We start from the raw sequence: 13,146 nt of genomic DNA on the forward strand, positions 1-13,146 counted from the left end.
ATTAATATTTCTATTTACTAAAGATATCTATTAAAGACATCCATTCTTTGCTTAAAAAGCATCATGGATGTCTAACCCTATATCCCCTACTTCGACCGCTTTTGCCAAAACTCACTGTCAGGCCAGCGTTGCTCTAGCTGGTAAATATGGGCTCTATTCCTCAAGTATTGTCGGTAATCCTGCTTAATCATGTCACCATAATTCATTTGAGGTGCGGTGCCTTTTAGTTTGGCTAGCACGACCTCAGCGGCGAATATGCCATGTTTTATGCCTTTATAGATCCCTTGTGCTGCTATGGGATCAAAGCTAGACGCCGCATCTCCAACAGCAATCCAGTTTTCACCTTCAACCTGCTCTAACAAACCAGAATTAATCATATAGGTGTGATAACTCTCGTTGCTTACTTCTATCTCTTGGGCCTTATCGCCTACCCAAAGCGGCTTGGTTAAATGGGCTTTAAACGCATGATAGTTATCTTTTTCGAGCGCCTTTCGCTCAGACGGGTCTGTAATCAGCATGCTCATTACTTTTTGATGGGGCATTAAAGTGTGATAACACCAACTACTGCAACTAGCATCAATCCGCACTTGTTTACCTTTATGAGGTTGCTCAAGCTGTGCAAAATGCACGATAGCAATTAACTTATCATCTAGCGTTTTTTTAACATTTAAGCCTTTAGCAAAACTTGCCTTGCTACCTGTGGCATCAACAACAAAACCAGCTTCAACTGAACTAGTTTCTTGAGAGTCTGTTTGTAGGAAAAGCTCGTAGGTAATATGCCCATCTTGCTGTCGCTTACTCGCCTCGATAAAACGGGTTTCCCAAACGATTTCAACACCCAATGCCTTAGCCTTATTCACTAAAGTTAAGTCAAATGAGTGACGATTAAGTCGCCAAGAGTGGCCATAAGGGTTAACAATCGCATAATTATAAAGGAGCTCTTTACCACCCCAGACAGAAGCAAAATCAGGGCAAGGCTCGTGACCGCCTTTTGAGAACTCAGACTCAACCCCTAACCTTTGTAATAACACTGAAATATCAGAAGGGACATTCTCCCCTATTCGTTGATGATCTTTTGAGCGCTGATCGATAAGGAGTATTTTCGCCTTCGTATTAGAAGTAAGAAGTTCAGAAGCAATACCTATAGCTGTGGCAAGCCCAGCAGGCCCGCCCCCAATTATCACCACATCATAATGAGTTTGTAGCATACCAAGTTGACTCCTTAACCTTACTTAACCTTAAAAAAAACGAATTGCTTGGCCAAAAAGAGATTGAGATAACCCATCACTTTTTTGCCTAAAAAGGCTGATAAATAAATTCTAGCTAACTCATAAAGTGAAATGAGCAAACATTCACTTTTTCATAATCCAGCTCAAGAAAAGGTGAAATAAATTTAATTTATAGGTTTTATTTTGGAGTTTGAGGGCAATTAATTCTTCTAGTTCTCATAGTCCTCCGTGGTAACTGATACTAGGTAGCTTTGCTGCCGTTTTGTCTGTTCATTGAGCACAGCTCAATGATATGCAGGTTTAAACTGATCTATTTTCACCAGTTCAAAGTACAGGTTATTAATAAGTCGATGTAAATCGTTAACTTTTCGAATTATTATCTACAGTTTTATAGAAGCTATCGTCTAGGGAGAGAAAATGGAAAGCCCAGTTGTCACACTGAAACAAGCCAGCAAAAGCTTTGTTGACGGCAAAGACACCCATAAGGTGCTGAACGGCGTCGACTTCACTTTGGCGGTAGGAGCAAGCGTGGCGTTGACAGGTGCAAGTGGCAGTGGGAAAAGTACGCTACTCAACCTCATCGCGGGTTTTGAACCACTTTCTGATGGCGAACTCTGGCTCGATGGCGACAACACATCGATTTGGAAAGATCCACAATGGAGCCGCTTCCGCCACCAAAAACTGGGCGTCATCTTTCAGCAATTCAACTTATTAACTCCGCTCAACGTTAAGCAAAACATCGCATTCCCATTGCACTTGAATCAACAAAAATGGGATGACTGGTGTGATTACTTGGTAGAAGCGTTAGGCATCAGAGCACTACTGGATAGGCATGTATCAGCGCTCTCTGGGGGACAACAACAACGAGTCGCGATCGCACGAGCATTGGCTCATAAGCCGAAACTGCTGCTTGCCGATGAACCCACCGGCAACCTCGACCACAAAGCCGGATTAGAAGTCATGAGGCTGCTGAACGAAATCACCACACAAGGCAACACCGCCGTGTTACTGGTGACACACAGCCCTGAATGCGCCCAATTTATGCAGGCACAATGGGTATTGGATGAGGGAGATCTAAAGCAAGTAGACTTAAACCAAAATCAAGCTGATGAGATGTCTCATGCAGCAAGCTAACTTATCTCACTCTAAGTTAAATCGCTCTAGGTTAAATCACACCTGGCTCTCTCTAAAGCTGTTCGCTGCGCACTATAAACAATCGCCCTTGCAAGCTGCGGCGATCCTGATTGGCATTGTATTGGCAGTCACCTTATTTGTTGCCGTGCAAGCCATTAACCTGAATGCCAAACGAAGCTACGTTGAATCTAGTGAACAACTCAGTGCACAAGCGAACAACCTCATCATCCCAGCAGCGGGGCAAAACTACTTACCAGAATCGCTCTACTTCAAGCTAAGACAAAATGGACTCAGCGCAATACTGCCAGTAATTGAAGGGAAAGTGAGAGACGAGCAAGGTCGCCGTTGGTCAGTACAAGGCAGTGAGTTAATCGCTGCTCTCACCTCACGATCCCGCTATTCTACTGACAAGACAGTCGAGAAGGATAAAACGCCACAAGGCATATCCCTGTTCGATAGCGCACTGCCTCTACCACAGCTCTTGGCAGGCAAACCCATCGTCATGATGAGCCAATCGCAACACCAAAGCTTAGGCGAGGTAGAGACACTCACTCTAGATGAAATAGTCACTCAAGTTGTCGTATTGCCCGACGAATGGCAGCTGGGTAGTCGAATGTTGATGGACATCGGATTCGCCCAACAACTACTCAACAAGCAAGGTCAACTGAGTTACATCGCTGTTTTTGATGCCAAGCATCAAGCACAAGAGAAGTGGCAAGATCTCATCGCCAAACAAGGGCAATGGATCACCAATAATCAAAGTACCGATCTTGGCTCTATTACCGATAGCTTTCACCTCAACCTGACGGCCATGAGCTTACTGGCGTTCTTGGTTGGTTTGTTCATCGCTTACAACGGCGTGAAGTACAGCTTGCTCAAACGTAATCGGCTATTAGTACAAATTCAGCAAGCCGGCGTTTCATCGAGCATCGTGTTCTCTGCGCTGTTAATCGAGCTGACTGTTTTAGTCACACTAGGGGCATCACTCGGTTTCATTTTGGGGATTCAATTAAGCCACTGGCTCCATCCGACTGTTGCGATAACACTGGAACAACTTTATGGTGCGACGCTGCTTCCCGGTACATGGCAGTGGTCATGGTTAGCCCAAGCCCTATTGCTGACACTAGCAGCCACGCTTGTTGCATGCTGGCAGCACTTTAAACAAAGGGTTCGACAACCCCTCTCTTCACATGGCGGATTTTATCAAGCACCAGAGACTTCAAACGAAAACCAGTTGTTCATCATTAGTTTAACCTTAACCTGTATCGCATTAGCAGGGTTATGGCTCAGCGAGCATCATAGATTCACCATGGCGTGGCTTGGAGTGTTGGTGGTGTCAATTCCTTTGTATCTTCCCAAAACACTCAGCGCGTTAGCCAATTGGAGCGAACAACGCACTCAATCTGGGTTGATACAGTATCTATTTGCAGAATTGCGAGAGCTGATATCTCCCCTCTCCCTTGCGATGATGGCACTGCTGCTTGCGGTAACTGCCAATATGGGAATGAATACGTTAGTCGGCAGCTTTGAATCCACCCTAAAACAATGGTTAGAGCAGCGGCTGCATGCCGACATTTACGTTAGCCCTGCTCAAGGTGAAATCGCTAATGTCGAGCGCGTATTAGAACATTTTGAGAAGGTTGAGACCGTTTATAAGCAATATTATGTCGACGATAACCTGCAAGGCCTACCCACGTTACTCGGCACCAAAGACAAAGATAGCTTAGAGCAAACCATGGTGTTCCAATCAAAGCTGGATAACTTTTGGCAGCGCTTCTACCAAGGTGGATTGGTTGCCATCAGTGAACCTACCGCGGTGAAACTAGGACTATCACTGAATAGTGAATTTAAGCTCGATTCCATTCCCGACAAATTACTGGTGGTTGGCGCGATCTTCCATGATTACGGCTCCCCCAATGGCGAAGTGCTGCTTGCCCCTAATTTATGGCGTGAAAGTGGCTTTACCGACTTACCCACTAGCCTAGGGATTAAAGTGTCTGGCGACCAACAACGAATCTACGAACAGCTACGCCAAAAACTGAATTTGCACCCAAGCCAGCTTTACGATCAAGCGCATATCAAATCCATCGCGTTGGATATCTTTTCACAAACCTTTGCCATCACTCGTGCACTGAATGGCGTCACCTTAATGGTTGCCGTCATTGGCTTGTTCTGTGCGTGTTTCATGTTGCTTGATGCACGAAAAGCCGCAATTGCAAGGCTGTATGCGCTTGGCGTAAGCCGTAACAAGTTAATGGCGATGGTACTCGGGCAAATTGTCGTTTTGGTGGCTTTCACTTTGGTTATTGCCATTCCACTTGGGGCTATGGTGGGTTATGTGCTAACCGACATCGTCACCCTACGCGCCTTTGGTTGGAGCTTAAACTACCAATGGAATTGGAGCGATGCCCTCAGCATTTCCACCATCACGATTCTTGTGGCTGTGATTGCGACGCTCATCCCCCTATGGCGCTTAATCAGTAAGCCCGTGGTATCTAGCTTGCAAAGTGAGGTGTTGTAATGGAGCTTGGTTTGAAGAGTAAGCGAATCAAAATGTCCGCCGTCTTGCTTAGTCTGTTATTTTTATGGGGTTGTGAGAAAACCGAGCAAAAATCAGCTCAAAACATGGGATCAATTCTCGGTGCTATTAACAAGAAAGAGCAGCATGAACAATTTACGCCAGTTACTAAAGGCGTAGAAATCACCTTCCCGACAGACCACCAAGCTCACCCAAGCTTTCGCCATGAATGGTGGTATTTAACCGCCAACCTCATGGATGAAAATGGCAATGCACTGGGCGTGCAATGGACACAATTTCGTTTCGCGGCTGCCCCTCAAAAAACCGACAAGCAAGCCAAACAGCCTAAGCAAACCCCGTGGCAAAGCCAGCAGATCTACATGGCACACAGTGCCATCACCACCAAAGACAAACACTACGCCGATGAAAAGTGGTCCCGTGAACAAGCAGAACTGGCAGGCATAAGCGCTTCACCATTTCGTGTTTATCTAGATGATTGGCAATGGACATCTTCCACCGATGACCTATTCCCTGCCACATTGAATGCCAATTCAGATCAGTTTGGCTACTCATTAACACTCACGAGCGACGCACCCTATCAAAAACAAGGTGAGCAAGGCTACAGCACTAAAAGCAGCGACGGCAAAGTGGCTTCTTATTACTACAGCCAACCATTTATCGATGTCTCAGGCAAAATAACGATTGATGGCGTGACGCATCAGGTTTCTGGCAAAGGTTGGATAGACAGAGAGTGGAGTTCTCAGTTTTTACTCGACTCGCAACAAGGCTGGGATTGGTTTGCACTCAGACTCGATAATGAAACCAGCTTAGTCGTGTTCCAACTTCGAAACGCAACAACAGGTAAAGCCAGTTACTCTCACGCAAGGTTAATGCAGCAAGAGGGTTTAGGCATTGCCATTTCACAACAAGACATCAGCCTAACTGCCGTCAAACAAACAGAAATCGACGGACGTGATTACCCAATAGCGTGGCAAGTATCCATTCCAACTCAGCAAATCGAAGTGACCGTCACGGCATTGAATCCAAAGGCCAAAATGCCACTGTCAGTTCCGTATTGGGAAGGGCCAATCCTAATAGAAGGGACACACTCTGGAACGGGCTATATGGAGTTAACTGGGTACTGACTCCATAAACACGTTTTTCTAGAAAATCCTATTTGTAAAAGCAGGGATGAGAGAGCGAATAGGTATCACGAGCATTAAGACTTGTAAGTAAAATTTCGTGGGTGTCTATAGCAATACTTAACTCAAACCTCCTAAAACCCACAAAAAACTGTTCAATAAACACTCAATAAGTTTTTTTTATCAATTTCCCTCAAGAAACCTGGAATAGCTTAAAAATCATTGTATTATTCTCACTTTTCGAAAGTAGTATGTAATATGAATAAGCCAGTTAAAATTATCGATCTATTCTCCGGCCCTGGTGGCTTAGGTGAAGGTTTTTCAGCTTGTAAAAATGCTGATGGATCAAAGGCTTTTGAAATTGCAGTTTCTATAGAAAAAGAGAAAAGTGCGCACTCTACTCTTTTATTAAGAGCATTTTATCGACTTTTAAACGAAGACCAAAAAGCTGCTTACTTTGACTTCATGAAAGGAAAGTTAGGTAATAAGCCAAGCGATAAACTTTACTCTATGTATCCGGAAATATATGAAGCAGCCCAAAAAGAAGCTTTGTGTTTAGAGCTTGGTAAAGATAACGATAAAATTAATAAAGCAATTTCTGATGCGATTCAGGATGACGATTGCATTCTGATTGGCGGCCCACCTTGTCAAGCATATTCACTTGCAGGACGCTCTAGAAACATGGGTATTGAAGGATATGATGCTAAAGATGATCATCGTAATTTCTTATATTTAGAATACTTAAAAGTGATTGCTCGTTTCCAACCTCAGCTTTTTGTTATGGAAAATGTAAAAGGTATGCTCTCAGCTAAAATTGATGGAAAACCAATTTTCGATAGCATTTATCGTGACTTAAAAAGTCCATGCACAGCTTCATCAACAGCACCTTCAACTGGTAAATATGAAAATAGTTACAAACTATTTTCATTAGTGACGCCTAATTTATATGAAGACGATTTAGTTCGTGATCCAAGAGATTTTATAATAAAAGCTGAAAACTATTCCGTACCCCAGAATCGTCATAGAGTTATCATATTGGGTATTAGAGAAGATCTTGCTCATAAGTGGGACAACTCAATGCTACTGAAGGTAGTAGAAGATAAAACAACCGTCAGCGATGTACTTAACGGTATGCCAAAATTACGTAGTGGATTATCTAAAGTAAAAAAACACACAGATAAAGATTGGGTCAATGCAGTAGCAAGCATTAAAAATGATGTGGTACCAGCGCTAGAAAAGTCTAATGAAATAAAACACCGCTCAATTGCAGTGGAAATTAATAAAACAATTACAAATTTTAAAGTCCCAACAAATGGTCAAGGTAGTATTTTTGGTCAACAATCAACCAAAGTAAACACACCCTCAACCCCCTTAAATGAATGGTTTCATGATAAGAAACTTGAAGGATTCATAACCAATCATGAAACGCGTGGGCATATTGAGAAAGATCTAAATAGGTATTTGTTCTGCAGTGCTTGGGCTGCATGCGCAGAAAAAGAAAACTGGGAAACTAAAACACCCAAGTCAAAAGATTACATCGATGAATTAGTTCCTAATCATACAAATTTCAAATCTGGTAAATTTGCAGATAGATTTAGAGTTCAGGCTAATAGCATCCCTGCCACTACAATCACAAGCCATATATCAAAAGATGGGCACTATTACATTCATCCAGATCCAAAACAATGCCGCAGCCTCACAGTAAGAGAGGCTGCTCGAATTCAAACATTTCCTGATAACTATTTTTTTGTAGGTAATAGAACCGAACAGTACGTCCAAGTAGGAAACGCTGTCCCTCCTTATCTAGCAATACAAATAGCAAGTAAAGTGCTGAATATTATTTAACTAGTTTTAATTTTAACAATTAACAATTGCTCTCGGGCTCTTGTGACTGCTACATAATCTTCAAAACGATCCACATTATCTGTAGATCCTTCATCATTCAAAATAACGGCCACAGCTTTGAACTCCAGTCCTTTAATACGGCGCTTTGTTCCAAATCGAATACCAGCGTGATCTTGCCCAAGATCACGCTTCTTAGCAATTAGCTCTACCGTACGTGTACCACCGGCTTTTAGTTTTCCCATTACAACTTGAGACACTGGTGTAATGCAAATTTCATGAGACTTATATTGTCCACCATTTAATAAACCTTGACACCATGCCGCAATAGCGTCTGCCGCCTTGACCATAGATGCAACTGTTATCACTTGTGGTTCATTACCTGACATTACAGATCGATCACCCACAGTTTTTACAGCTTCACCATCTAGATCATCAACATTTACGCCATTTAATAAACTTTGTGCCCACACTCGTATTTGCTCTGTGGTTCTATAGTTAATTTTTAATCTTCTTGAGCGACCACGTACATTAATACCAGCACGGCTCAATGGCATTGCAACGCGACTATATAAACGTTGGTGACCATCTCCTACTACACATAATGGGTTACTACGCTCCTCATCAACAGGGCTAATAGCTTTTACCAGCTTAAGAGCTTCCAAACCAAAATCCTGAAGTTCGTCAACTAAGACATGACGGTACTTATCCCCCTCCCCTTTTTCGGTAAACAATCTTGCTTGGTGAATAAGTCCTTCAAATGTAGTCAGATTACGTTTTTCTAATTCACACAGAAATGCTGAAAAATAAGGCCACAACAATTTTCTTTGTTTACGCATCATACGAGGACGACCTGTACGTAATGCCATTAAATAATTTTCTTCGTTTACAACGCCCATTTTATCAATGATCTGATTATATTCTTCTTGAATATCATTTTGAGAAAACGCTGTATCATTACCTAAAGCATCAAAAACTAAAGACCAAACAGTTTCAAAATCTTTAACTTCCGCTATGCTTCCTTTCCATCCACTATTTAAACAAATAGTCCTAGCTAATTTGTGCAAATTGATCACATCTATTTTTTTACTTAGTTCAGGTGACATATCCTCAATTAATGACTTGATGGTTACTGCTAGATTAGTTGTATAAGTGGTAATAATGGCTTTTTCATTGCCGCTCATTTGAGAAGCTAGCCAAATGGCCCTATGCATCAAAGCAACAGTCTTTCCGGTTCCTGCAGCCCCATTTATTTTCATTGGCCCTTTTACATCCCATTCAACTAATTTACGTTGATAGGGGTGTAAAAAGATGCGCCATGCTTCAATATCTTCTGATAGAATTTCTTGTAAATGCTCTTCACCTTCTACAAGTACAAGGTTGATATTGGCACGTTCTGCAAGGTGAGAGAAATCACCTGGACCAATAGGTTTAGCGGCGTCTTCATTACCCAGCATCTCTTCGATAGCTTGATCTAGATCTAAGCCGCATACAAAACCATACAAAACTTGTTTGGCTTCTGGTGGTAAATATTCAGCCATTTTTCCAAAATCGTCATCATTCTGTACCGCTCGCACTGACGGTATTAACGCCCAAGGTGTACCAGCATGAAATAAGTCATCATCTGATAACTGATTCAATCTATATTCAGGTACCTGAACATGATTAATCTCTGCTTTAACTTCTTCAGCAATACGTTCGACTTCTTCAACATTAATTATTTGAAATGAACCTAGTTCTTGATGAGCTTCAAATAATTTATTCTCACACCAGCGATACGCTTTATCATGGTGATCAACATGTATTAAAACAAAAGTGTCTCCTTTCTCGGGTGCAATAATAATTGCCCTATAATCATCGCCTAGGCGCGCACTTCTAACTTTCTTATCACGTACCATTGGCTGTAACTGTTCTAAATTGATACTAGTCTGCTTGCTATCTATTCTGAATTTCTTGAAAAGCTCCGTGAGTTTCTTTTGAACCTTTGAAGGAAGTCTTGAAAAGCGATCAAATACATCCTGGTGTAGCATTAAATCAGCCACAAATTATTCTCCTTATGCTTAAGACAACATACTAATAAATCGATTCCAGAATGTAGATTAAAACTGTACAGGCTTTATTTAAGAAATAGAAATATTCTTCTATTCCTACGCACCATGTAATCTAATAGTAATGTACTCACTTTATTGATTTATCTATGGTAAAGATTGTCATTATTTACGACTACAGCTAAGACTTCATCCAGATCTGTACATCTATTAACTGGTTTAATATTTTTTCTACTCGCAGACTGTCCAAATTTGTACTAGAAAAGCGAATTGTGGCTCTTAAGCTTTCATCAGGCACTAAGTTAAAATTAAAGTCTCTGCCCATTTCAGTCTGATATTCCAACATGGCTCTCATTTTTGGCCCGGTTAGTTTTTTAGTATGTGAAACTATCGTTAGATCTAATAAACGAGTTTCAAATATTAGGTTGTCACCTTCAATCTGTAAGGTAAAGTTTGCATGTTTAGGTATAGAAATTGTTTTAAGCTTAAGTAGCTTTTTATCTAAATCTAGTGCTAGAACTTCATCTTCGACAGTAACACCGATTACGGTTTTAATTTCATTAGATAAATCTGAAAGTTTTTCACGATCAATTACATTTTCACTATCGATATCGTTAATAGACTCTTCTATATTCGTTTCTATAAACTGTGCATCATCCTGCTTGGAATCAGCCCCATATTCTGGCGCACTAGATTCTTCTATGTTAGTTTTATTATTTACTGCTTTATTTTCAGTATTTCTATCTGCTATCTCATTCCCCCATGACAGCAATAATTCGGTCTCACTTTCGTCCACTACTTTCAATTCTTCAAGCGAAAGCTGTGGATTATTTATTCCAGCAGAAATCAAACTAGATATTAAAAAATATACCCCAGACACTTCCCGTTTCTTCTCAGAAGAAATGGTAGAAAAACCTTCGCGAGCAGTCGCCAAATATCGAGCTATTGAAATAACCTTTCCACCCAGTAACGGCTCTCTGACAGCCATTCGGTTAATCGAATCTTGATCTGGATTTAGTAAGTGTAAAAGAATAGCTCGTAATACAATCTGTTTTTCATCTGTCAATGGAATCAAATCACGATCATTGCTAATGATCTCATATGAAAAATCTATCCATTTTTTGAATAAATCTTCTGGTGATTTCTTACCCTGTAAACTATCTAATGCTTGCAGTACTTCTTTTGCATTCCATCCAGTATCAACCGGGTGACTGGAAAGCACTTTAAGATAATGTTCTAAAACAGTACTTATACTTTCTTCAATAGTTATATCTAATGACTGTGTCATTAATAACTGAATTGTGTCAGCAGAAAACAAATTAGTTGTGGGTTTTCCCGCTAATTTCTCAATATTAGACTTTAAGCTATCAGCATTCTTGCCCTGAGCAAGGTAATGCAACAATACTCCAGCGAACACATCAGCTTTACGATATTTTTCACTTAGGGCCTGTTTATCTAATTTAGGGAATATCAGATTAGAAGATAAGCAACTGCCTGGTAAAAACAACTCAGGAGTTGCTTCTAGTTTAAACAACTCATTTGGAACATTTTCGAATGCGCGCGATAAGTAATCTTCACAATCATCGTTACTAGGAAAGTGAATCACTGCTATTGCAGCAGCAGGTATAACAGCTCCATGCATATTACCACTAGTCTTAAGCTCCAATAAAACGGGTACCATAGGACCCTCTTCTATTGTCAGTATTCCAGGTAGTTCTTCAGATTTTACAACTTGAATCTCACCATTTTCATTACAAACAACTAGCTCTGGTGTTATCAAGCCAATATCTAAAATTCTTAACAAATATCTTTTACTTGTTAAGACATAATTGATACTTGATGGCTCATTTTGACTTGCAAATAATTCGTTATTCATCGGTTCAGACATTTTTATATTCCAAAAGATTACTGTCTTTGCTGGGTAAATATTGAACAACTTCTACGTCTTCACCCGAAGAAGAATATAGCATAAATAGTGCCTCTCTCGCTCTAGAGCACATTACGTACATATTCATTTTGAAGGTATCTAAGCTACTTCCATCAATATTGATTGACTGGAGCTCTGGAATAAACACAAAATCAAACTCTAGGCCCTTGCAGCTATGGCGATTCAAAACTGTTAAAGTGCCAGAAGTATCGAATACAAGATCGTCAACTGGGTTATTTCTTTTATCTTTTGAGCCCCAGGTTTGCACACGATATTGCTCTCTGAGCTTATGCTGTAGCTTTTCAAATACTAGCTTTCGCATATAATCATTCTGCACAAAGACACCGACTTCCCCTGGTGCTCTCGCCGAAAGAATCCGAACGATATACTCTATTTGCTGATCTAAGTCTGATGCCTTAATGAGTTGCGGTACATCGCCCTGCTTTTTTGGAAGCCCGGGCTTGCCTGAGGCTAGGCCAACATAGAATGAGCTTGCAACTTTAGCAATTTGGAGTGTGTTACGAAAATTCTCTTTTAAGGAATAAAAGCGGTTATTAGGAATTGCTAATGCTTTTTGTATTTGATCAATTGTTGAGTTTTCATCTTCACTTAAGCGTTGATTTTCATCAGCCATTATTGTTAAGGAGCCATCTTCAACCTTATCCGATGCAAGTCTTAGAAAGCTGAACATTTCCTCAGGGAAATCTTGCGCTTCATCGATGATCAAATGCCCCCAGTCATTTAAGTTTGGTTTCATAACCGCAGCAACTAACATTGCGTTCCAATCATAATGAAAATCTTTTATCTTTGGTGGGGCAAAGTCCTGCTTACTCGTCTCGACTTCACAGAGCCACTGATCAAAACCTCCATTTGCCTCTTTAAGCACTTCTGCTGTGACATACCACTTACTTTTTTTCCTATCCCATCGCGCACCAAGAGCTTTAGCTTGGTCTTTTTCTGCGTAAGGACAATCTAAATATCTACTGTCTTTGGCTTCACTTGCTGTTGTTATCTTATTACTGCGCCACCAATTATTTACCCAGCTCACTAAAGTCGCAGGTTTAACGGAGTTTTCTTCGGTATCAGCTACATTTTCGGTGTACTTCCGGAGAACATTATTGTACATCAGCACTTGAGCCAACTTGTTTCTACGCTGAAGTGTCTGTGCTCTTAAAAACGCAATCACAGTCTTACCGGTGCCCGGTGGCCCAATAATCATTACGCTTCCGTTCATTGGTGCTTCTGTATAGATTTCTTCTTGTTCATCACTAATTTGGCGTGAGTTTGGCATTCTCATAAGTTAATT

The 13,146-nt window shown here is 41.0% G+C and carries 8 protein-coding genes; 4 read left to right on the forward strand and 4 right to left on the reverse strand.

What is annotated here, in order from left to right; all coding sequences use genetic code 11:
* Positions 1-86 precede the first annotated feature (86 nt).
* Positions 87-1,208 carry an FAD-dependent monooxygenase gene (locus Q0A08_RS06945; protein ID WP_438465745.1) on the reverse strand — a complete coding sequence of 374 codons (1,122 nt, stop codon included), beginning with the start codon at positions 1,206-1,208 and terminating at the stop codon, positions 87-89.
* A 438-nt stretch (positions 1,209-1,646) separates the two neighbouring features.
* Between Q0A08_RS06945 and Q0A08_RS06950 the strand changes: the two genes are divergently transcribed.
* The 4 genes from Q0A08_RS06950 to Q0A08_RS06965 all read left to right on the forward strand — a co-directional run bounded on the left by Q0A08_RS06950 (position 1,647) and on the right by Q0A08_RS06965 (position 7,868).
* Positions 1,647-2,363, forward strand: a complete 717-nt coding sequence (locus Q0A08_RS06950) for an ABC transporter ATP-binding protein (RefSeq protein WP_438465746.1) — start codon at positions 1,647-1,649, stop codon at positions 2,361-2,363.
* Entirely contained in the window at positions 2,338-4,884 is a 2,547-nt protein-coding gene (locus tag Q0A08_RS06955; RefSeq protein ID WP_438465747.1) for an FtsX-like permease family protein, read from the forward strand. The genes Q0A08_RS06950 and Q0A08_RS06955 overlap by 26 nt, the downstream gene beginning before the upstream one ends.
* Positions 4,884-6,026: a lipocalin-like domain-containing protein gene (locus tag Q0A08_RS06960; RefSeq protein ID WP_438465748.1), complete on the forward strand. Its 1,143-nt coding sequence runs from the start codon at positions 4,884-4,886 to the stop codon at positions 6,024-6,026. Before Q0A08_RS06955 ends, Q0A08_RS06960 begins: the two co-directional genes overlap by 1 nt.
* Positions 6,027-6,281: 255 nt before the next feature.
* The gene (locus Q0A08_RS06965; protein ID WP_438465749.1) at positions 6,282-7,868 is read left to right on the forward strand and encodes a DNA cytosine methyltransferase; all 1,587 of its coding nucleotides are present in this window, start codon (positions 6,282-6,284) and stop codon (positions 7,866-7,868) included.
* On the opposite strand, the gene Q0A08_RS06970 is transcribed toward Q0A08_RS06965, so the two are convergent.
* The 3 genes from Q0A08_RS06970 to Q0A08_RS06980 all read right to left on the reverse strand — a co-directional run bounded on the left by Q0A08_RS06970 (position 7,865) and on the right by Q0A08_RS06980 (position 13,137).
* Positions 7,865-9,907: a UvrD-helicase domain-containing protein gene (locus Q0A08_RS06970; RefSeq protein WP_438465750.1), complete on the reverse strand. Its 2,043-nt coding sequence runs from the start codon at positions 9,905-9,907 to the stop codon at positions 7,865-7,867. The two genes, Q0A08_RS06965 and Q0A08_RS06970, sit on opposite strands and share 4 nt — an antisense overlap.
* 187 nt (positions 9,908-10,094) lie before the next feature.
* Positions 10,095-11,801 carry a hypothetical protein gene (locus tag Q0A08_RS06975; protein WP_438465751.1) on the reverse strand — a complete coding sequence of 569 codons (1,707 nt, stop codon included), beginning with the start codon at positions 11,799-11,801 and terminating at the stop codon, positions 10,095-10,097.
* Complete coding sequence (locus tag Q0A08_RS06980; RefSeq protein ID WP_438465752.1) at positions 11,794-13,137, reverse strand: DUF5710 domain-containing protein; 1,344 nt, start codon at positions 13,135-13,137, stop codon at positions 11,794-11,796. The genes Q0A08_RS06975 and Q0A08_RS06980 overlap by 8 nt, the downstream gene beginning before the upstream one ends.
* Positions 13,138-13,146 lie beyond the last annotated feature (9 nt).

It is taken from the genome of Marinomonas sp. PE14-40, assembly GCF_051623805.1.
GTDB lineage: Bacteria > Pseudomonadota > Gammaproteobacteria > Pseudomonadales > Marinomonadaceae > Marinomonas.

Coding starts and splice junctions, on each gene's coding strand:
- Q0A08_RS06945 (WP_438465745.1), bottom strand. CDS start 1,208: ATGCTACAAACTCATTATGATGTGGTGATAATTGGGGGCGGGCCTGCT.
- Q0A08_RS06950 (WP_438465746.1), top strand. CDS start 1,647: ATGGAAAGCCCAGTTGTCACACTGAAACAAGCCAGCAAAAGCTTTGTT.
- Q0A08_RS06955 (WP_438465747.1), top strand. CDS start 2,338: ATGAGATGTCTCATGCAGCAAGCTAACTTATCTCACTCTAAGTTAAAT.
- Q0A08_RS06960 (WP_438465748.1), top strand. CDS start 4,884: ATGGAGCTTGGTTTGAAGAGTAAGCGAATCAAAATGTCCGCCGTCTTG.
- Q0A08_RS06965 (WP_438465749.1), top strand. CDS start 6,282: ATGAATAAGCCAGTTAAAATTATCGATCTATTCTCCGGCCCTGGTGGC.
- Q0A08_RS06975 (WP_438465751.1), bottom strand. CDS start 11,801: ATGTCTGAACCGATGAATAACGAATTATTTGCAAGTCAAAATGAGCCA.
- Q0A08_RS06980 (WP_438465752.1), bottom strand. CDS start 13,137: ATGAGAATGCCAAACTCACGCCAAATTAGTGATGAACAAGAAGAAATC.